The 21,064-nt window shown below is 47.6% G+C and carries 15 protein-coding genes and 1 pseudogene; 13 read left to right on the top strand and 3 right to left on the bottom strand.

Annotated elements, in window-relative coordinates; translation table 11 throughout:
- Window positions 1-5: 5 nt before the first annotated feature.
- Both H583_RS0101035 and rlmD (H583_RS0101030) read left to right on the top strand, forming a co-directional pair.
- Window positions 6-920, top strand: a complete 915-nt coding sequence (locus H583_RS0101035; protein WP_028558847.1) for a diacylglycerol kinase — start codon at window positions 6-8, stop codon at window positions 918-920.
- A 112-nt stretch (window positions 921-1,032) separates the two neighbouring features.
- Complete coding sequence (gene rlmD, locus H583_RS0101030; protein ID WP_028558846.1) at window positions 1,033-2,439, top strand: 23S rRNA (uracil(1939)-C(5))-methyltransferase RlmD; 1,407 nt, start codon at window positions 1,033-1,035, stop codon at window positions 2,437-2,439.
- Window positions 2,440-2,508: 69 nt separating this feature from the next.
- Here rlmD (H583_RS0101030) and H583_RS0101025 read toward each other — a convergent pair whose 3' ends face one another.
- Window positions 2,509-3,240 carry an aminoglycoside 3'-phosphotransferase gene (locus H583_RS0101025; protein WP_028558845.1) on the bottom strand — a complete coding sequence of 244 codons (732 nt, stop codon included), beginning with the start codon at window positions 3,238-3,240 and terminating at the stop codon, window positions 2,509-2,511.
- A gap of 414 nt (window positions 3,241-3,654) precedes the next feature.
- On the opposite strand from H583_RS0101025, the gene H583_RS0101020 reads away from it, so the two are divergent.
- The 9 genes from H583_RS0101020 (at window position 3,655) to H583_RS35040 (ending at window position 17,427) form a co-directional block, all read left to right on the top strand.
- Window positions 3,655-4,173 (top strand): hypothetical protein, encoded by a 519-nt coding sequence (locus H583_RS0101020; protein WP_028558844.1) that lies wholly within the window; start codon window positions 3,655-3,657, stop codon window positions 4,171-4,173.
- A complete protein-coding gene (locus tag H583_RS35050) occupies window positions 4,142-4,633 on the top strand; it encodes a recombinase family protein (protein WP_081666922.1) in 492 nt (163 codons plus the stop codon). The genes H583_RS0101020 and H583_RS35050 overlap by 32 nt, the downstream gene beginning before the upstream one ends.
- On the top strand, window positions 4,549-4,953 hold the full coding sequence (locus tag H583_RS38030; RefSeq protein WP_425414491.1) for a recombinase zinc ribbon domain-containing protein: 405 nt from the start codon (window positions 4,549-4,551) through the stop codon (window positions 4,951-4,953). Before H583_RS35050 ends, H583_RS38030 begins: the two co-directional genes overlap by 85 nt.
- 1,023 nt (window positions 4,954-5,976) lie before the next feature.
- Window positions 5,977-6,213 (top strand): hypothetical protein, encoded by a 237-nt coding sequence (locus tag H583_RS0101005; protein ID WP_154665767.1) that lies wholly within the window; start codon window positions 5,977-5,979, stop codon window positions 6,211-6,213.
- A gap of 2 nt (window positions 6,214-6,215) precedes the next feature.
- Window positions 6,216-8,588: an AraC family transcriptional regulator gene (locus H583_RS0101000; RefSeq protein WP_028558840.1), complete on the top strand. Its 2,373-nt coding sequence runs from the start codon at window positions 6,216-6,218 to the stop codon at window positions 8,586-8,588.
- Between the two features lie 377 nt (window positions 8,589-8,965).
- A complete protein-coding gene (locus H583_RS0100995; protein WP_245585813.1) occupies window positions 8,966-9,895 on the top strand; it encodes an ABC transporter permease in 930 nt (309 codons plus the stop codon).
- 15 nt (window positions 9,896-9,910) lie between these two features.
- Complete coding sequence (locus tag H583_RS0100990; RefSeq protein WP_028558838.1) at window positions 9,911-10,798, top strand: carbohydrate ABC transporter permease; 888 nt, start codon at window positions 9,911-9,913, stop codon at window positions 10,796-10,798.
- 71 nt (window positions 10,799-10,869) lie between these two features.
- Window positions 10,870-12,381 carry a DUF3502 domain-containing protein gene (locus tag H583_RS0100985; RefSeq protein ID WP_051235817.1) on the top strand — a complete coding sequence of 504 codons (1,512 nt, stop codon included), beginning with the start codon at window positions 10,870-10,872 and terminating at the stop codon, window positions 12,379-12,381.
- Window positions 12,382-12,420: 39 nt separating this feature from the next.
- Complete coding sequence (locus H583_RS35040; RefSeq protein WP_051235814.1) at window positions 12,421-17,427, top strand: discoidin domain-containing protein; 5,007 nt, start codon at window positions 12,421-12,423, stop codon at window positions 17,425-17,427.
- 275 nt (window positions 17,428-17,702) lie between these two features.
- Here the strand turns inward: H583_RS35040 and H583_RS0100975 are convergent, their stop codons facing one another.
- Window positions 17,703-18,260 carry a DUF2569 domain-containing protein gene (locus H583_RS0100975; protein WP_028558836.1) on the bottom strand — a complete coding sequence of 186 codons (558 nt, stop codon included), beginning with the start codon at window positions 18,258-18,260 and terminating at the stop codon, window positions 17,703-17,705.
- Between the two features lie 176 nt (window positions 18,261-18,436).
- On the opposite strand from H583_RS0100975, the gene H583_RS0100970 reads away from it, so the two are divergent.
- Window positions 18,437-19,186, top strand: a complete 750-nt coding sequence (locus H583_RS0100970; RefSeq protein ID WP_154665766.1) for a hypothetical protein — start codon at window positions 18,437-18,439, stop codon at window positions 19,184-19,186.
- A gap of 105 nt (window positions 19,187-19,291) precedes the next feature.
- Here H583_RS0100970 and H583_RS0100965 read toward each other — a convergent pair whose 3' ends face one another.
- Window positions 19,292-19,876 carry a hypothetical protein gene (locus H583_RS0100965; protein WP_154665765.1) on the bottom strand — a complete coding sequence of 195 codons (585 nt, stop codon included), beginning with the start codon at window positions 19,874-19,876 and terminating at the stop codon, window positions 19,292-19,294.
- A gap of 434 nt (window positions 19,877-20,310) precedes the next feature.
- On the opposite strand from H583_RS0100965, the pseudogene rlmD (H583_RS0100955) reads away from it, so the two are divergent.
- Window positions 20,311-20,736, top strand: a pseudogene (rlmD, locus tag H583_RS0100955) (23S rRNA (uracil(1939)-C(5))-methyltransferase RlmD); the annotation flags it as partial.
- Window positions 20,737-21,064 lie beyond the last annotated feature (328 nt).

Here is a 21,064-nt window from a genome sequence, read left to right as displayed (position 1 = left end):
ATCTAATGGACTATAAACGGGCACGATTAATTTATAACCCAACCTCGGGCCGTGAGGAGATGAAGCGGCGTCTGCCGGATATTTTGCAGCGGCTGGAGATGGGAGGCATTGAAACCAGCTGCCACGCCACCACTGGTGAAGGAGATGCCACGCGGGCGGCTACAGAGGCGATTGAGCGCGGCTTTGACATGATCATTGCGGCTGGCGGGGACGGAACGCTGTATGAGATCATCAACGGCATGGCTGAGCAGGAATACCGGCCGCCGCTGGGCATTTTGCCGCTGGGGACGACCAATGATTTTGCCCGGGCGCTGGGGATTCCGAAGCATTGGGAGTATGCCTGCGATCTGATCATTCAGCAGTATACACGGGCGCTGGATGTCGGCAAGGCGAACGAGCGATACTTCATTAATATCGCGGGCGGGGGCTCGCTGACGGAGCTGACCTATGAGGTGCCGAGCAAGCTGAAGACGATGATCGGACAGCTCGCCTACTATATGAAGGGCTTGGAGAAGATGGTGCGGCTGCGGCCGACCGAACTGCTTATTCAGGGGAACGGCTTTGCCCCGATCCATGAGGAAATTATGCTGTTCCTGATCTGCAACAGCAATTCTGTGGGCGGCTTTGAGCGGCTGGCGCCGGAGGCGAGACTGGATGACGGCTTGTTCGATGTCATCGTGCTGAAAAAATGCAATCTGCCGGAGTTTATCCGGATTGCATCGATGGCGCTGCGCGGCGAGCATTTGAACGATCCGCATGTCATCCATTTCCGCACGGACCAAATGACCGTGACCACGCCGGATTATGTGCAAATTAACCTCGACGGTGAATATGGCGGCAATCTGCCGGGCTCCTTCCAAGTGCTGCCGTCACATCTATCGATTATTGTCGATGAATCCGGGGATTCGTCGTATAATTAAGGGATGTGCAGGCAATGCGCCGGAGGAGCAATTTACCGGATTGACATGGCGGGCATACCGTTATAGAGTTGGAAGAAATGAAGCAGGCAATGAAACGGAGCGCAGTTAAAAGATGAGTATACCCGTACAAAAGAATGATGTTGTGGTAACCGATATAATCGGCTTGACGCATGATGGCGAAGGGGTAGGCCGCGTGGACGGCTTTACCCTTTTTATACAGGGGGCGCTGCCTGGCGAGCAGGTGCGTGCCAAGGTATTGAAGGTGAAGAAGCAGTACGGCTATGCCAAGCTGATGGACATGCTCCAGGAAAGTCCAGACCGTGTGGACGCGCCTTGCGAGATCTATAAGCAATGCGGTGGCTGCCAGTTGCAGCACATGAGCTATGAGGCACAACTTCGCTGGAAGCGGCAGCATGTCGTGGACAATTTGCAGCGGATCGGGAAATTGCAAGTTGCGGATGGAACGGGCATCATCGTGCATGACACGATTGGGATGGACGAGTCATGGCGCTACCGCAATAAGGCGCAAGTGCCATTTGGAATGGCAGAAGCTGGTCAAGGGACGACAGCGGGATCGCTCGTCGGCGGATTCTATGCGCGCGGCAGCCATCGCATTATTGATATGGATGAGTGTCTGATTCAGCATGAGCGCAATGATGATGCGGTGCGCAAGGTGAAGGAGCTCGGCAGGAAGCTTGGCGTGACCGCCTATGATGAAGAGAGCGGCCGCGGCTTGCTGCGCCATGTGATGGTGCGGAGCGGTTTTGTAAGCGGCGAGGTCATGATCGTGCTGATCACCAACGGAGCGCGTATTCCGCAGGTAGAGAAGTGGATTGAAGGCATCCGCGAAGCGATGCCTGAAGTGACGAGCATTGTGCAAAATGTGAATAAGAAGAAGACAAATGTCATCTTCGGTGATGAGACGAAGGTGCTGTGGGGCAGTGAGGTCATCTATGACGAGCTGGACGGCATTCGTTTTGCGATATCTGCCAGATCGTTTTATCAGGTGAATCCGTTGCAGACGGTTGCTTTGTACCGCAAGGCGGTGGAATATGCGGGATTGAACGGCACAGAGACGGTCATTGACGCTTACTGCGGGATCGGGACAATATCGCTATTCCTGGCAAGGCAGGCGGGACGGGTGTACGGTGTTGAGATTGTGCCGGAGGCGATTGAGGATGCCGGGCGCAATGCGGCGTTGAACGGCATTACGAATGCGGAGTTCGAGGCAGGTCCGGCTGAGGTAGTCATTCCGCGCTGGCGCGAGGAAGGCATCGTTGCCGACGTCATCGTCGTCGACCCGCCGCGCAAGGGCTGTGACCCTGCACTGCTGGACACGATCCTGAAGATGAAGCCGGAACGGGTTGTTTATGTGAGCTGTAACCCATCGACATTAGCAAGGGATTTGAGAGTGCTGGAAGACGGCGGGTATAAGACGGTTGAAGTACAGCCGGTGGATATGTTTCCGCATACAACACATGTGGAGTGCTGTTCACTGTTAGTGCGGAAGGACAATTAAACCGGAGATGTATTGGCGGAAATAGCAAAGAGGGGCGGCGAACCCCTCTTTTTTGTTGAATGAATGATTTTAATCCGTCAACTTAATCAGTTTTGTAAAATAATTCAGTCCGTCATCGTTAATATCATTTCTTCCATAAGCATCTAAAAATATATCCCTGTAATTATCAGTCTTCAAGTTATAATTTAGTGTCCATATTCCCCAATAGATATCGTAATGTCTGTCACCTACTCCACCATATCCTAAATCAATAAAACCTTTGAAAGAAAAGTTATCCATTATGATATTAGGTAAGCAGTAATCACCATGTATTATCACATTGTCGATAGCTGAATAGTTGTACTCATTCATAATACTAAGGTCTATCCCCTTAATATGTGCTTCATTCAACAATTCATTAGTTCTATTGCCATATGGACAGCCCTCGGTAGGTAGTGAGTGCAACATTTTTAGATATTCACCAAACACACATGCTAATTTACTAGGATTCTCAATGTATGGCACTGCCGTACCATCTTCACCACTTACTGCTTCTGTAAATAAATAGTCACAATCTAATTCTGATTCATAGGCTATGGCATTCGGTGCGAAGTTATGTTTATGTAAAAATTTTGTCATTTTGTATTCACGTTCAAGCGAACCTCTTTTGCTTATCTTTAGAAAAGCACGTTCTTCACCCGAAACAAAAAGTGTCTTTGCATTTTCGGAACAACTACTATCATAAATTGTTGCCCCTTTTATATACTGCCTAATGGTTAGCGGTATGGTCTGAATATCAAAGGAGACTTCCGTTCGTTCCATAAAATTTCCCCTCCTCGCACAATTCCTTAGTAAATCTTAATATAAAGTTCGGATTTTTTTGTGTAAAGTATGATTTCATTCAATTTTTCTTGATATCTTGAACCCATACTCGGCGGATATTTACAGCAAAGTAGTATTTGAAAAAATTTCAGGCGCGTCATACAGCCGTAAACTATGATTTGCCTTTGTTTCGTCGAAGGCTAGCTAGTGGGTGGGGGTTAGAGTTACATTGCTTATAAACGAATTGTGAGCGTCTGAGGGCGGAATAATATGCCGCCCCGACCTCATCCTGCACTTTGATAACTTGTTTCGGTGTGGCTACTCCCTAAGAAACCGTTTGTTTACCGTTACTTCAATGCTATGCTATCCTTCAATCCTGCTAACCCACCGCTCGAAGTGTTGGAGATATTTAATATGATTGAGCCTGAGCGTTGGAAGGTTAGTAGGCTAGACGTTGCGTTTGATTTCCCTACGCCTTATGAAGATTGTTTCTTATTACCGCCGCCGACTAACCTCAAAATCAACAGGCACGAGACAACCATATATTATGGGGCGGCAAAATCAGCCTGTTCGGTCTGTCAGTACGATAAGCAGAAACAACTAAAGGAAGTAAAGGGTATTGATTCAGTACCAATGACGAGAATCGAGTTCCGATTGAAACCAAAACAAAAACCGCTTACAAGGTACGATAAGGAAGACTTTATAAAAATGAAAGGCTTCCGGTTCGTCTCCAATACAAACGAGTTTACTGGTCTTCGATGCTTACTCAAGAGCGTTACCAACGGTAAACGTGATTGGAAAAGCCTAAAGCGGAGAGATAAACAGGCAATTACAGCGGCGGTCAAGGAAAGAACGGTTGACATGCTAGACTTGTTCCTAGAGTATATCGAGGGGGATATAGATGGCTTTATGCATCTATCGGATGTACCGTGAGGGCAAGGGATTCGATGCAATCGCACGAACATTGACACGCGAGGGAGTTCCTACACCTGCTCAGGTTATCGGCAAGAAAAATGCAGGACAATATTGGCAGGGTTCGTCCATTAAACTAATCTTGAGTAATCCGCATTATGTCGGAGACTTAGTTCAATTCAGACAGACGACAAAAAGCGTTACAGTTAAGGGACGAGAGGAATTGCCGAAAGAGAAGCAAATTATCGTCAAGGATACCCACCCTGCCATAATATCAAGGGAAGACTTTGAAGCCGTTCAAAGTACATGGAAGGGCGGAAGAAACAACAAGCGAAGCCGAAGGCTAAAAAGCACTTATATACGAATCACCTGTACTGCGCTGATTGTGGGAAAAGCTTGTGGTACGTCCAACATCGTAAAGGCTATGTTTGCGGCAATTACTACAAGCATGGGAAGCATGTTTGTAGCCAACATAGCATAAAGGAGAATGAACTTACTGGGGTTATCCTTGATGACCTGCGCCGCTTGATGAACACGCTCAATGAGAAGGATGTTATGGAACAACTAGAGTTCAAAGTAAAACAGGCGGCTAAACAAGCGGAAAGACAGGTTCAGTCATTATCAAGGCAAATTGAGAAGCTGAAAGAAGAAAAGAAATGTTTTATTAAGCTTCTTGCCAGTAAGACGATAACGGAAGCGGAGTATAAAGAGGTTACTCAGAGTAACAATGAGGAAATCGCAAGCCTACAATCCAAGCTATCGAGCCTTACTGCGAATAACAGTAGCGGCGGCGCGGAATGAAAGATTTTATCATTTGTATAGTTTTATTAAGCTAGCTGTAGTATTTCAGTACCCTAGATGTTGGTAATATGGTGGGTTTTATGATCGAAAATTGCGGTACAAGGGGGAAAAGGAGTTCCTTAATTTACCTTTTTAAATATTTTACAATGTTTGCTGTATCGATTCGGCCCCGTTTATTTTGCTGGAATATTTGGATTTTTAGAAGGACGGATCTCTTTACAGAAGGATTTAGCTGTGAGGAACTCGTTTGAAAGTCGAACGTTGGATAGTAAGTAGTAAGAGTTCGTAAAATGAAGCATTATTTTTTGTGCTATTAGAGAAGCGGGAAATTTACATATCGTTTGTGGGAAACATGCGTCTTTTGTATCATTACAACACGTTTGATCGTTTTAAATGGTGTATACCGATGTAAGGGATCAAGCTCATCCTAAAAAGCAAATGGAGCTATATTTTGTTAACTGAATTATGGTTATGTATGGATTTTGTTCAACCGCAAACCGAGATTGTGGTAGGATAACAAAGCTTTAAAATAATAATAAAGCATTTTTTTAGAAGAACCTGACCACAAACCGTGTTATATTAGTAGATATCTAATCACCTTAAATTTCCCAGTCAACCTGGATGGAGAAATCGTAGGAGTATAATTATATTTATTTGAAATCTATAAAATTTCATGAGATGAATCAAGTGAGTCAACCACAGGTATTGGAGGGCAAGGCAATATAGTAATGAAAACGCTTTAATTTTCTTTTTGATGGCTCAGGATCGATCTGAAATGAGGGAGTGACGGCAACCGCCCAAGCCCTTAATATGCTTACTATTAAACTGGATATTGAAAGAATGAACCGACGGTTTCTCCTCCGGTATGTATCCTTCTGTCAGACGGTTTTTACACCGATGCTGAAGAAGAGTGCGAAAAGACAATTCAAAATATCGACGCCCTTCCATGGGGAAAAAAGCCGTTCGACTAGTCACCATAATTGGTAACGAACGTGAACATGACGATAGATGGATGCGCTTGCAGTGTCACATAGCGTGGTGAATGGACAGTCGGTAACCATTATGGCTGTCACAGATGGACACGGTTCCGAAAAGTATGAATCATCCCATTCTGCGATTGGGATAGACGGCGGCCAGCTTGCTCATGAACTTGCTGCATGGCATAGAGCAGCTGTCCGCGCCGGCCATATATGCAAAGCCGAGATTCATTACGGAAACTCCGACGGGCCGATAAACGAAGCTGATATAGGGTGGGACTGAGAATGCGCTTCTTACGAGTATACCAAGAAAAGAAATATTGGTTAAGAATATTCCTGTGGATCGCTTGCGTCATTTTGCTCATCGTATTTTCTTTCTCCGCGCTGACTTACTATAGCGTCGAACGCAAGGTGCTTCAAAGTGAATACGAGAACAGCCAGAAGATTTTGTCGCAGGTGAAATACAATATCGATTACTTGGACTCGACAATTCGGAATTTGACGCTGTCCACATACGGCAACAACGATATCAAGGCGCTAATGTATTTGACGGGAGATGAAACTTACGATCATTTAAGCACGATCAACAAGCTAAATGCCACGATCATTGCCAACAATCCGTTCTTGCACTCCATCTATGTTTATAACAAACACAAGAACGTCTATTACTCCACGTTCGGGGATTTGTTCCATGTTGATGCCGAGCTGGATCAGGCATTGAAGTCGTATGATCGAATTCCTTTGTTAAAAGCGGTTGTGCGCAAGCTGCAAGTATCCGCCGCACCCGATCCGAAATCCATTACCGCCATGAGCTACATCATGTACGAGAATGTGGACGAGCAGAATCGGATGGACGGCGCCGTCATTTTGAACATCAAGCTGGACTGGGTCATCGACAATATCCGGGCGTTAAGCAGGAATGACACCGGGACAAGCAGCTTCCTGTATATCCTTGATAGCGCCAATCAATTTATCGAGACCGATTTGAGCGATCCGGTCGCTTCGAATCCGTTCGCCGTTAAAATCCGCGAGGCATATGCGCAATCCGCTGATCAACCCGCGCAAGGGGACGCCTCTTCCGGCTTCCTGTCGAAAAGCTTGCAAGGCGAGAAATACCTGATCTCATACATTCACCTGGAGAACACTGGATTGACGCTTCTCGAAGCAAGACCCTACAAGGAAGTTTACGCTAACCTGAAGCAACTGTTGGACACGATTCTGCTCATTACGGCCGTTGTGTTCATCGGGGCGCTGCTGTTAACGTTGTCCGTCACGCGGGGGATTTATTCTCCGGTTCGGAGATTAATGGAGCAGACGTCGATGGCTGGCCCCGGATCTGCTCAAGATCCGATTCTTCGCTCCGGCGCCCGGGACGAATTTGCTTATTTGACGGAAGTCTATCGCCAGTCTAAAGAGCAGTTGTACGAATACCAACTGGAGAAAAACAACAATACGAACATCATGAAGCTGTACTTCCTGAAAAAAATGCTCGTAGACAGCCTTGGCATGAGCGCATCCGATGCCGACGATACGTTTAAGCAGCTCGGCGCTTCGTTCTCCAGGGAGAAACCGTTCCTGCTCTGCGCGCTTCGGATCGACAACTATAAGCCGTTCATGCGCCGAAGCTTGGCCGAACGCGAATTGCTCCGGTTCGCGATCGCGAACGTGACCGCCGAGGTGCTGGCCAAGTCATTCGTCGCACTGACCGTCGACATGAAGGACGATTCGTTCACGATCTTGCTGGGCGCGGCGGACAGTGAAGAAATGGAGGAACAGGCGGCATTCTTGCTGGAGGAGGCTCAAAGCTATATTTCGCGCCACTACGGCGTGACCTTCTCTGCAGCAATCAGCGAGCCCGCCTCCGACTATACAGCGATCGCCTCCGCCTATAGCCAGGCATTCGCGAACAGCGCGTACCGTTACGTGTACGGCCCTATGTCCGTTATCACACAGTCCGCGATCGACGAACGGACAAGCGGCGCCGATCTTGAACAGACGCTGGAGATGGAGAGCCGCTTTATCGAGACGTTCAGGAAAGGCGATCTCGTGAAGACGGAAGAGAAATTCCATGAGCTGTTCCTCCATATCCGCAAGCTCGAGTATAGCGATACTATGCTCGTCGGGATGCAGGTCGTGAATCATCTCAAGAAAGCGATCTACGAGATGAACCGTTCGCGCAAAGAGCCGATTAGCATTCCGAAGCTGCTGCTCAACCGCGAACTTTTCGAGGAAGAGACGATCGACGGATTCGAGCGCCAATTGCTGGAGTCGATCGGGTCTATCGGGATCGAAAGGAAGGACAACGTCCTCGAAGGCAATAGAGTTGCAGCCGACACGATCAAGGAGATCATCGACAACAACTACTTCGACTCGGGGCTTTCGGCGACGGGGATCTCCAGCATGATGCGATTGTCCTCGTATAAGCTCAGCAAAATCGCCAAGGAGCATTTCGGTATGTCGATTCCGGAATATATCACTCAGGTCCGCTTGGCTAAGGCGGTGGAGTGGATGGAGAACTCCAAGCTCAGCATTCAAGATATCATGCGCAGGGTAGGCATAGAGAACGAAAGTTATTTTTATAAACTGTTCAAAGCGAATTACGGAATGACGCCAAGAGAATATATCGCGAGCAGGAGAGAAGACAGGGTGGCTAAATAAATGACATTTAATAGAGCAAAGCTCTGTTTATTAGTACAACTACATTTATATACGAAGCTCCTATTGTAGTTCAGTTAACTCAAGAAGGTACTGTTTCTCCAATTTTGCGGAGGGTGCAGTACCTTTTTGCTGTATAAAAGTATGACGCAGAAAGGACCCTCTAATATTCTGGCTTTACTCAGCTTCCGGCACTGTTTTTCGCAATAATCCGGTTATTTTAGATAAAAGTACAGTCGATTTTACGCATTTTTGCGTTTCGTACAGTGTTTTTTTGGTGCCGCGAAAAAATGAGCAGTATCCAGCCGACGGACGATTCCAGTATGCTCGAGGTACAACAAAGAGGCGGTCACGGATCGCCGAGAGGGGGAAGCCATAAGGTGAGAATTTGGACAGGGTTGCGCAACGAGGGCAGACAATTCTGGAGAAGCAAAAGTTTATTTTTCCTCAGCCTGCCCGCCTTGATCATCGTCTTCGTGTTTTACTACTTGCCGATGTTTGGAATCGTAATCGCTTTCAAGGACATTAACTATGCCAAAGGAATTTGGGGAAGCGATTGGGTCGGGCTGGACAACTTCAAGTTTTTCTTTCAATCCCAGGATGCGATGCGTATTACGAGGAACACGCTTCTGCTAAACGGAATGTTCATCGTCATAGGCACGTTCGTCTCCGTAATCATCGGTTTGCTGATGGCGGAACTGGGGAGAAGATGGGTGAGAATTTTTCAGACAGTACTGTTTTTTCCTTACTTTCTATCCTGGGTCGTTGTCGGTTTCATAACTTACATTTTACTGAATCCGACTTACGGCGTCATCAACAAAGCACTGGAGTGGATGAATCTGATTCCGGTGGACTGGTACAGCAATCCCGACTACTGGCCGGTTATTCTGACACTTACGTACTTATGGAAAAACGTCGGCTACACCGCGATTATCTTCTTCACCGGTTTGATCGCGATCGATCCAACGTATTTCGAGGCGGCTTCGATCGACGGAGCTACCCGGTTCCAGCAAATCCGCAAAATCTCGATTCCGCTTATCGCTCCGCTGATCACGCTGCTTGTCATGTTAAATATAGGCCGGATTTTCTATTCGGATTTCGGGTTATTCTACTTCATTCCGCGGGATGCCGGGATGCTGTATTCGACAACGGACGTCGTGGATACGTACGTATTCCGCGCACTTAGGGTGACAGGGGATATCGGCATGGCTTCCGCTGCCAGCCTGTACCAGGCGATCGTCGGATTGGTGCTCGTCTTCTCGACGAATCTGATCGTTCGGAAATTCAACAAAGAGAACGCGCTGTTCTAACGGAGGCGAGTGAAGATGCGCAAATCAAACATAGAAACAGCTGGAAACCAGCCATGGATTATCGTAGTTTTCATCATCTTGTCACTCTTGATCATATTTCCGCTTCTGTACGTGATCTCGGTATCAGTGTCCAGCGATGCGGACATCGCGCGGTACGGGTATAAGCTGATTCCGCAGAACTTTTCGTTTCAGGCGTACGACTATATTTTCCGGACCCCGAAGGGACTCCTGCAATCCTATTTGATTACGATCATCGTGACGACTGCGGGAACGACATTATCTTTATTGCTTACCTCATCGATTGCTTACGTCATGACCCGCAAGGATTACCGGTACAGCCGGCTAACGACGTTTTTTGTCTTCTTTACCTTATTGTTCAATGCGGGTCTCGTTCCTTCTTATATCGTTGCGACGAACGTTCTGCATATTCAAGATACGCTTTGGGCGCTTATTTTACCGTACGGCGTCAGCGCATGGTTCACGATGCTGATGAAAGGGTTCATGGACGGGTTGCCGTTCGAGATCATCGAATCCGCGAAAATAGACGGAGCCGGGGAATGGGGGATATTTGCCCGCATTATCCTGCCGCTGACCAAACCGGCACTGGCGACCATCGGCCTGTTCTATGCCCTCGCATATTGGAACGACTGGTGGCTGGCTATGTTGTACATCCAGAACGAAAACCTTGTCCCTCTGCAGTACTACCTGCAGCGAATCATGACGAATATCGAGTTTCTGACCAAAAACATGCAGGCAGGCATCAACGTTGATATGAGCGCAATACCGGCCGAATCGTCGCGTATGGCGATCGCGATCCTGGCGGCGGGCCCGATGATGTTCGCCTTCCCGTTCTTCCAGAAATATTTGATCAAAGGGTTGACCGTTGGGTCTATCAAAGGTTAACGGGGGCAAAATTCCACTCGTTTATCAGTCCATATTGGAATGATAATAACTAGATATAGGAGGGTTATTCTATGAAAAGAAAAGGGTTAAAGTTCGGCATAGTATTGCTGGCTCTCATGTTGTTCGTCAGTTCGATGCTTAGCGCCTGCAGCAGCAACGACACCGAATCAAGTGAATCAAGTGCTGTTTCGGATCTGAAGCCTTACGAAATTACATGGTATTTGCCGCAAAGCGTATTCCCGGACGCGAAGCTTGTTCAGGACGCGATGAGCAAAATTACGAAAGAGAAAATCAATGCAACGCTAGATATCAGGCTGGTCGACTGGGGAACTTATGATCAGAGGATGCAAGCGATTGCCGCTTCCGGCGAAAAAGCCGACCTGATCTTCACATCCAACTGGACGAACGATTACTTGACGAACGTGAACAAAGGCGCGTTCCTCGACATTACGGACCTCCTTCAGCAGCACGGTCCGGACATCCTGGAGCAAGTGCCTCCAGCCGCTTGGGATGCAGCTAAAGTTCAAGGTAAGCTCTACGCGATCATCAATACGCAAGTGTTGGCCAGAACGCCTGGCGTTCTGATCAATAAGGACTATTTGGATAAATACGGGTACACCGCGGACCAATTCAAGTCGCTGGCCGATCTGACTCCGTTCCTCGAAAAAGTCAAAGCAGGCGACCCGGACAAATATCCGTTCAGCTTAAAAGGCGACGTAGACATTATGAATAACTATGGGTCTGCGATGGGTCTCGAATCTTTCTCGTCCAAAAATCCCGGTGTCGTTCGGATCGACGACGACGCGAGCCAAGTCGTCAATCTGTATGAAACGCAAGAATTCACCGATCTTCTGAAGCAAATGCATGAGTGGTATAAAAAGGGGATTATTCGTAAAGACGCTGCAACGCTGAAGGATACGAGCTCCGACGAACTCGCGGGCAAATACATCTCTTCCACGTTCACGGTTATTAATCCGGATTCGCCCGCCAGCCAGGCTCCCAAATTTGGCGGAGGCGACGCGTCGAAAGTGGCTGCAGTCGAATTTTCCAAGCCGTACATGAGCACGGGCTCCATTATCGCGACGATGACGGCGATTTCGCGCACGTCTAAAGATCCGGAAAGAGCGATGATGTTCTATAACCTGATGTATTCCGATCCTGAACTATTTAACCTGATGAGTTACGGGATCGAAGGTACGCATTACACGAAAGTCAGCGACGACTTGATCAAGAAGAACGACAATGCGGGTTATTGGGTCGATTCCGGCTGGGAATACGGCAACATGTTCAACTCCTACCGCACGAGTGAGACGCAGCCGAAATGGTATCCGGCGGGCCCGGACAAGAACGCTGCGGCGATTCCATCCAAGCTGCTCGGCTTCTCGTTTGACCCGACCAATGTGAAGAGCGAACTCGCACAAACGGCTTCTGTCGTAGACGAATTCTATGCCGGTCTCATTACGGGCATCTCCGATCCGGATACGACGCTGCCGAAGATGAACGACAAGCTGAAGAAAGCCGGTCTGGATAAAATCATCTCCGAGATGCAGTCACAGATCGACAGTTGGAAAGCCTCCAAATAAACAACAAGAAAAAAGCCTTGAATGGGAGGATGAGCAAGAATGAACCGAAAGAGATTATTGAAGCGGACGCTGTCGTTAGCGTTGTCGCTTTGTCTGGCAGGCGGGGGACTCGCAGGGGCAGCCCCCGTTCCGCAAACTGTTGTTCAACAAGACGGAGAGTGGAGTAAGCTACAAGCTAAGATATCCAAATACTATGGCGAATGGACGGATACTTCCTATGAGGGGTTATTCGTCTCGACGATGCCCAAGACGGCTTTATTAGGGAATGGCGATGTTGGCGTAACTTCCGGCGGAGACGCCGAATCGAAAACCTTTTATATTTCTAAGGGCGATTTCTGGGCGTATAGAGGTTCTCCGATGCCAATTGGAGGCGTTACGATTCAGAAAAAACCTAACGGCACGCAAGCGCCCGATCCGCAGACGACATCGCTTGCTTATCAAAAGAAGGCTGCCTCAAGCGCTGATCATTCGGGATTTTCGGCAGATCGTGCAGTGAACGGGCAGTGGGGGAGCGGCTACGAAGGCTGGGTCTCGCCGGTAGGCAATGCGCAGTGGCTGATGGTTGATTTGGGTGCAGATACAACCTTCAATCGGTTTGTCGTGCGTCATGATGCAGCCGCACGGCCTAATGAAACGGCTAATAATACGCTTAACTTCAAACTGCAGACAAGCGCTAACGGTTCGACATGGACGGATACGTATACAGTGACTGGAAATCACGATGCAATTACGGATATTATGCTTCCTTTTCCTGTCACGGCAAGGTATGCGCGTTTGTTCATTATGAATGGAACGCAGGAGACGACACCGGATTCGATACAATACCCGAGGGCCCGGATCGGTCAGTTCGAATTGTACAACAATCCGGACTTGGTTGATCAGGAGAATACGCCACAGCTGCCGGAAGAGCCGGTATCTCTCACTTTGAATAAAAAGGCTACGGCAAGCTCCGCGCATTACCATCTGATTCCTGACCGGGCGGTCAATGGAGCATGGAGTCCTAATTCCGGCTACGAAGGCTGGACTAGCAGTTACCATGGAGACGGTCATCCGGGGCCTTGGTGGCTGGAGGTCGATTTGGGCGGGGAGAAAGCCTTTAACCGTTTAGTCGTTCAGCATGACGGGGCGGCACGGCCGGATCAATCCGCCAACAATACGAAGGCCTTCGAGCTGCAAACGAGAAACACGGAGGAGGAAGACTGGCAGACCGCTTATAAAGTGGAAGGCAACACAAGCGCCACGACGGATGTCCGACTGGATCAGCCGGTCACGGCACGGTATGTCCGGTTGTACGTTACAGAAGGAACGCAAGGAACGTCTGATCCAAGAGCCCGAATTGGCCAATTCGAACTATTCAACGAGGTACCCGATGCAGGCGGCGGATTGCCGCAGCAACCGGAGGGAAAATCCAAGACTTACGATCTTGGCGGCAGCTACGATCTAGCCAGGTATGTCGTCCGTCTCGGACATGCTTCGTCTATTGAGGTAGAAGCAAGCGAGGACGGCCAAAGCTGGGAGACGATCGGGGGGCAGATCAGCAGCCGTGACAAATTCGTAGATGTAACGACCGATTCATTCACAGCGCGTTACATTCGGGTAACGGCGGATGCAGCTTCAACGATTTTACAGCTGTCCGCATTTGAAACACCGGGATTGAATCGTTTCAAGCCGGAAGGGAAGCTGCATGAGATTCAGAATATTCTGGATGCCGAAGTAAAGACAGAGATGGAGATCGGCGGGACTCCTTTGTCCATGAGGACGTGGACGTCGGCAACGGAGAACGTCATTGTTACCGAATTGACGTCGAAAGGCGCATCGCCGGTTGATTTGCAGGCTCAGTTATGGGCGAAGTCCGGTGGCCAGCTTCCGGCTACGGCAACAAGCGATGGAAGCAGCGCTACCGTCACCCGCCAGACGACAATTGACAGCAGAGATGTCAATGATGTCAGAGCGCACGCCTCCAAGGCGGCGATGACGATGAAAGTTATCGGCGCAAACGGCGTTGCCGTTAACTCGGATGCCAATAAGGCATCAGGCACATTTGAGTTTGCTCTTGGGCCCGGTCAGACCGTCTATCTCGTAACGGCAATTGGGGGCGGAGGGCGCACCTACGATAGCAAAGGCAAGCTGCTGCAAGCTGCTGAGCCGGAGGTTCAAGCCGCAAGTCTGCTTCACGATATTGTCGGTCTGGCCGATATTCAATCGCTGCACGGCAAGCATCAGGATTGGTGGAAAAACTTTTGGCTAACCTCTTACATTAGTATGGATACTAGCGATCCGAAGCTGGACACGCTGATGAAATACTATTATGCCGCCCAATATGTACTTGGCAGCAGCATTCGCGAGGATAAGGTCGCTCCTGGCCTATACAGCCTTTGGCATACGACGGACAGCTCGCAGTGGAGCTCGGACTATCATATGAATTACAACTTTATTTCTACGTTTTATGGCGTCAACTCCAGCAACCGGGCGTGGATGGGACTTCCTGCGATTGACGCGATACTGGATTACGCCGGCGAAGGAGAGAAAAACGCTGCTTCGACGGAGCATTTGCTGAATATCGGCCATGGCGATCACGGTGTACAGGCCCGCCAGTTCGTGGAATCCAAGATCGCCAAAGGCGATATCGATCCAATTAACGGTATTCCTGACGCCTTGCTTTATCCGGTAAGTCTGGGCCCATGGGGGATGAAGATCGAAAGGGATTACAGCTATTATGGGCAGCTGCTCGACGCGATTTTCAGCACTTATACGTTGATTGAATATTACGACTATACACTGGACGAGAGCTTCCTTCCCGTCATGTACGATTATTTGAAGAAATGTCTCGCTTTGTACGAAGCATGGCTGGAGAAAGAGAATGGCAAATATGTACTTTATAGCGCGTATAACGAAGGCACTTGGGGCAAAAACTCGGCGGTAGAGCTGGCCGTGCTCAAAAATACACTGTCCCACGCGATAAAGGCAAGCTCGAAATTGAACATGGATGCGGACAAACGCGAGCAATGGCAAACGATACTCGACAATCTTGCTCCGCAGCCAACAGCCACTTATGCAGGCAAGACGATATTCTCGCTGGCAGAGAAGCATTGGAACAACAACCAATGGGAAGACCTTGCAAGACCAATTCCTTGGGATGGCAATATTCTTCCGATGGAAAGTGTGATACCGGGCGATCAAATCGGCTACTACTCGCCGGATACCGATTTGCAGGTCGCTCACAATACGATATCGGTATTTGTGGATGAAGCGATTGGCGGCGGGAAAAACGGGGCTTGGAGCCAATACAACAACTTTCCGAAAATTTTCGCCAATGCGGTAAGAGTAAGATACCCGGCGCAGGAAATCGTCGACAATTTTGCACTGACGATTGAAGAGCAGATGGAAAAGAATTTGACGATCACAGACGATTCTGATTTTCACGGCGCCGAGAAAAGCGGTGCTACTGAAGCGATTAACAGCATGATGCTTCTCAGCGATTTGGGCGTTATGAAGGTGTTCCCGAACTGGCTCAAAAACCGGGACGCGGAATTTAAAAACCTTCGCGCCAAAGGAGCCTTTGTCGTATCCTCCGCCTATCGGGCCGATACGCAGTCTGTTCGGTATGTCGATTTGACGAGTGAAGCCGGTCAACCGGTTACGATCGCTTCGCCTTGGATGAGCGGGATTGTTGTGAAAGACGAGAACGGCAGGAACATTCCGGCGGTAGCGGGCACGGCGCCTAACCACGCCAAAGAAGTGACGTATACCTTCAACACGACAAAAGGAATGAAGTATCGTATCGTTGCTGTGGAGAATGAATCAGGCGGTTCGGGAGGTTCAAACGGTTCATATCCGGGAACGAATAACGGCAATGGCAGCAATTCTGGAGGTCCTGCAACAGAGGGCGGCAATGGTGTTGTGAAAGCGCCAGAGCCAACCGTTGACGCGGCGGGGCTGGCAACAACAAGCATTGATGCGGCTGCGTTCAAGAAAGCTGCGTCTGCGTCTAATTCGATTCGTATTGAAGTGCCGGCTAAATCCGGAGCTAAAGGTTACGCTGTCAATTTGCCAGCGGAGGCTTTTGTCGCTGGAGCAGCTGTCAGAAGCATAGAAGTGGCAACGGAGGCGGGAAGCATCCGGGTATCCTCCAACATGCTTAAGGGAGAAGTGCCGGCTGGCAGCCAGCAAGTAACGCTGATCATAAGAAATGCGGATAAAACGGCCATGGATGCTTCAGTACAAGCAGATATCGGCAGTAGGCCTGCAGTAGAAATTAGCATCCAAGTGGATGGGGCTGTTCAAGCTTGGAGCAACCCGGCTTCTCCGATTGCCATATCGATTCCATATGTTCCGGCGGCTGCCGAGGAACTGGCAGACGCCGAGCATATCTTCGTATGGCAAATAGACGAAGCAGGCAAACAGCATATCATCCCGACAGGGAAGTATGATCCGGCGACGGGTACTGTAACGTTCAAAACGACAGTGCCGGGGTCATTCGCAGTGGGTTATGTTCACAAAAGCTTTAAAGACCTTAACCGATATGGCTGGGCCCGGAAAGCCATTGAAGTGATGGCGTCCAAAGGGGTCATTAAAGGGGTGGCGGCGGATACTTATGTTCCTTCGGCGCCAGTCAAACGGGCGGATTTCATTTTGCTGCTCGTGAGAGCACTAGGTTTAAGCGGCGATACAGCATCCGGCGCTTCTTTCTCTGACGTTCCTTCCGATGCCTATTATGCTGATGCTGTCGCTGTCGCTAAGAAGTTGGGTATTGTAACGGGTGTTGGCAACGGCCAATTCAATCCGGAGCAATCCGTCACGAGACAAGATATGATGGTGATGATTGGTCGGGCTATGACTGCCGCAGGACATAGCTTGAATCGCGGATCGGCTGCCGATTTGGCTGGCTTCAAGGATCGGGCCAATGTAGCTTCCTATGCCGTGCAAAGTGCGGCAACGCTTGTGAAGAGCGGTATTGTCGAAGGTTCCGGGGAGCAGATCAATCCCCGCGGCATAACCACTAGAGCAGAAGCGGCAGTGGTGATCTATCGCATTTATAATAAATAAAGCTTGATAAACACGAGAGCAGCTTCCTGATCAGGGAGGATGCTCTTTTTTTACGTGAAGGCGGGGAAGAAGGTGTGGCGAGAGTGTACGCCAAGAAACTCGGAAATTTTGCGATTTCTCATTGGTTGTTGCATAGGTTGAATATTAATCGGAAGGTAAGCGGGTACTGGGCAATCTTCTTCATGCTTTGTACGGCAACCATCATGAGCGCTTGCTCTGTTGCATATGATTAGCCTTCTCTTTCATTGATGTTGGTCTAAAATACCATCGGTCATTTACTTCGAAAATGTATTGTCCACTCGAACGGACAGTTTAAAATAAGGAATCCATACTAAACATATTCCAGCGGCTATAGCAATTGACCAATATGATGCTTTTAATTCTTCGCTAACAGCATCAACGGTCGTCGAGAGTAAGTATGTTCTGATGATTGCAGCTAGCAGATTTACACTATAAAGAATGATCATTAAACGCGGTACGATCGGTTTCACTCGCAAAAATTCAAATAACACATATCCGGTATAGATGATGAGTGCCCCATAAAATACGGCATCAAATATCAAAATAGTAGTCCACTCAGAATCATAAATTTCTATAAATGACCACGTCTCAAATCGTACGACCTCAGAGTCTGAAGACAACGCTGGTATCGTCTTGGTAAATAATTGGAATGCTGAAGAAAGCATTGAAAATACCATGCCTATAATGGGAACAAGCAACCAGCCCATTATACCTCTAGGGCCATGGATTGCTTCGTTCCATTCCATCTTCATTTCTGCTTGTTCGTTCTCTGCTTCTTCCTGACCCACTTGTTCCTTCACAAGCTCTTGCATTCATAATTCCCCCAATAATAACTTTGATTCAACGACTCTATATGGTATATCGCCATATGATTGTATTTTAGGAATAACAAAGCTTAAAAATAATAATAAAGCAGTTACGGAACAACCCGCGGTTCAGATCTACAGTATTGTACATAGGGAGGCATAAAAGGGAGTTGGCTTATTCCGTGATTATCAAATTGATTCATTCAGGTAAGTTTTATAGTTCTATTTTTTTACTATATATGGGGCAATTACAGAAAAATCAACGTCTAATTGAATATAATCATTTTGAAAATAAAAGGAGGAGTACAGTGAAGAAGGTATTTTTAATTTCAGTTCTCATAGGAGTGTGCTTTTTGTCAGCTTGTCAAAAGAACAATATGGGTACGATACCAGAGTTGAATAAAACTCCAGAGAGTCAGGTTATAGATCAATCAAATGATGAACAAGAAAAAAATGATGATACAAAGGAGGAGACAAGTAAAGAGAGTCTTATTGATCTTAAAGAATACGATGGTACTAAAGAAATTACTCTGCAATGGAAAAATCAGAAATCGTCAGCTAATTTTGCCCAAGCCCCCTTACTGCCATTTGGCTTGTATATTCCTAATCAGATGGAAATTTACAAGTTTGATGATGGGGACAAATGGGGATATGATAATAATAAGCAACACATCAGTTTGCTGGAATATGATGATATTTACTTCACAGACCTTAACCTACAGAATAATGAACTTCAAAAGTATGAAGAGTATGTAGGATCAAAAAAGCATGATGGACCAAGCCAAATCGAAATATTATTTGAGGACTATTTTGTCCTGGAAAAAGACAATAAAAAATATGTTCTAAGCCTTTACTATTTCGAAAGTGAGAAGGAAACGGCTCTGCCTATGTTCTTGGAGGTTTTAAAGCATATCAGATATGTCTCAGAATAAATCATTTTATCAGCAAAACAGCCCTGAAAGAATGGGCTGTTTTTGCTTTATTTATCTCTTCCGGGGTTTTGGGCTTCATCTCTGCCATAAAAAGTCCGAAGGCTTTTAAGGGACTAAATGAAGCTGATTATTTTCAATTTTCCAGTTAGAAAGCTGGCCTTTAGTAACTTCTGCTTGAAAGTTGTTGCTTTTGGTATCATACGTGACTACATTAGCATTCATAATTTCGTTTAGATTTGCGCTCAACAGCAAATTGTTATCCATTTTGTAGATGGTCGTTTCTGCTGCTGTACCTATAGTAGCCACTATCTCCTTAATTCCGTCTTGATCTACATCAGCTTCAATAGTATTTAATTCGAGGTGCAAAAGGGTAGGAGGTGAAGTGGTAAGTGAGACATAATCCGATATCGGGAAGTTTGCTCCAATCGAACCTGTCACTTTTATATAGGATTGACCCAAAACCTCAATTGTATTGATGGAATAGTCGCTGGCCCCTTCGTACCCAATCTGTCCGATTTCGTAGTTTCCTTCCTTAGTTCGGAGAGCAGCATATATTAATTTTTTATCGTCAATTTTTTTATAAACCACAATCGTGGAACCATCTAACTCTTGACTTGTCAATTGCATGGATTTTTCTATATCATCGATTTTGGTTAGCGGCTCAGCAATCGTAGTTGGTGTATATTTCACTTGAAAGTGCTTGGTTTCGGGTGGCGAAGTTATGGCGGCAGGTTGTTCCGTCGAACTGGCACTATTCGTTGTTGAAGGGAGAGAATTTTGCTCTGAACCCGGAGTACTGCATCCTGCTAAGATACTTAGTACAATTAATGCCGCTATTTTTTTTATAATAAACCAACTCCTTCTTGATTTTACTTTTCATTTTAACATCGGTTTCATGCGTCATACTTCTTACTTAGAGACGATATCTTTTGCATATTTGTTGTAGAAAATAACCATTTTCTTAAAAATAGTTCAAAATTCTGCATTTTGACCTTGATGAAACCAACTTTCTTTGTCATCAGCATCATCGTGCATGACACGATTGGGATGGACGAGCCATGGCGCTACCGCAATAAGGCGCAAGTGCCATTCGGAATGGCGGAAACTGGTCAAGGGGCGACAGCGGGATCGGGACAATATCGCTATTCCCGGCACGGCAGGCGGGACGGGTGTACGGTGTTGAGATTGTGCCGGAGGCGATTGAGGATGCCGGGCGCAACGCGGCGCTGAACGGGATTACGAACGCGGAGTTCGAGGCAGGCCCGGCTGAGGTTGTCATTCCGCGCTGGCGTGAAGAAGGCATCGTCGCCGATGTCATCGTCGTCGACCCGCCGCGCAAGGGCTGTGACCCAGCACTGCTGGACACGATCCTGAAGATGAAGCCGCAACGGGTTGTGTATGTGAGCTGTAACCCGTCAATACTCGCAAGAGACTTGAGAGTGCTGGAAGACAGCGGGTATAAGACGGTGGAAGTGCAGCCGGTGGATATGTTTCCGCATACGACACATATTGAGAGCGTTTGTCTGTTGATTTATAAGGGTTTTGAGTAGACGTACAGTGTGGTTGGAGACGAAATGGGGACGCGAGCAAATTCGCGTCCCCATTTCAGTACGATTTGGAGTTTGCCGAATACATTTCCATTTGGTGAAGGTCGATGATCATGTTACCATTTTTCAGTATATCGAGGCCAATGAGGCCGTTTATGTAATTGATGTCTTCATGGAAGACGTCAAAATCTATGCTGATATCTGTCATGATTAGATCACCAAGGTGGATTTGATCAACTCGTTTTCGAAACGAATATTCATCCACCGATCCCAACGCTTCTCACAAGTTTATTGCCGTTTTCGAATTTGATGCCGATATCTGATACAACAT

This window comes from Paenibacillus pinihumi DSM 23905 = JCM 16419, assembly GCF_000422505.1.
Taxonomy (GTDB): Bacteria; Bacillota; Bacilli; order Paenibacillales; family Paenibacillaceae; genus Paenibacillus_D; species Paenibacillus_D pinihumi.
Note: the sequence above shows the minus strand (reverse complement) of the source record. Positions and strands in the feature narration are given on the sequence as shown.

Coding starts and splice junctions, on each gene's coding strand:
- H583_RS35040 (WP_051235814.1), top strand. CDS start 12,421: ATGAACCGAAAGAGATTATTGAAGCGGACGCTGTCGTTAGCGTTGTCG.
- rlmD (WP_028558846.1), top strand. CDS start 1,033: ATGAGTATACCCGTACAAAAGAATGATGTTGTGGTAACCGATATAATC.
- H583_RS0101025 (WP_028558845.1), bottom strand. CDS start 3,240: ATGGAACGAACGGAAGTCTCCTTTGATATTCAGACCATACCGCTAACC.
- H583_RS0100985 (WP_051235817.1), top strand. CDS start 10,870: ATGAAAAGAAAAGGGTTAAAGTTCGGCATAGTATTGCTGGCTCTCATG.
- H583_RS0101000 (WP_028558840.1), top strand. CDS start 6,216: ATGCGCTTCTTACGAGTATACCAAGAAAAGAAATATTGGTTAAGAATA.
- H583_RS35050 (WP_081666922.1), top strand. CDS start 4,142: ATGGCTTTATGCATCTATCGGATGTACCGTGAGGGCAAGGGATTCGAT.
- H583_RS0101035 (WP_028558847.1), top strand. CDS start 6: ATGGACTATAAACGGGCACGATTAATTTATAACCCAACCTCGGGCCGT.
- H583_RS0100975 (WP_028558836.1), bottom strand. CDS start 18,260: ATGCAAGAGCTTGTGAAGGAACAAGTGGGTCAGGAAGAAGCAGAGAAC.
- H583_RS0100990 (WP_028558838.1), top strand. CDS start 9,911: ATGCGCAAATCAAACATAGAAACAGCTGGAAACCAGCCATGGATTATC.
- H583_RS0101020 (WP_028558844.1), top strand. CDS start 3,655: ATGATTGAGCCTGAGCGTTGGAAGGTTAGTAGGCTAGACGTTGCGTTT.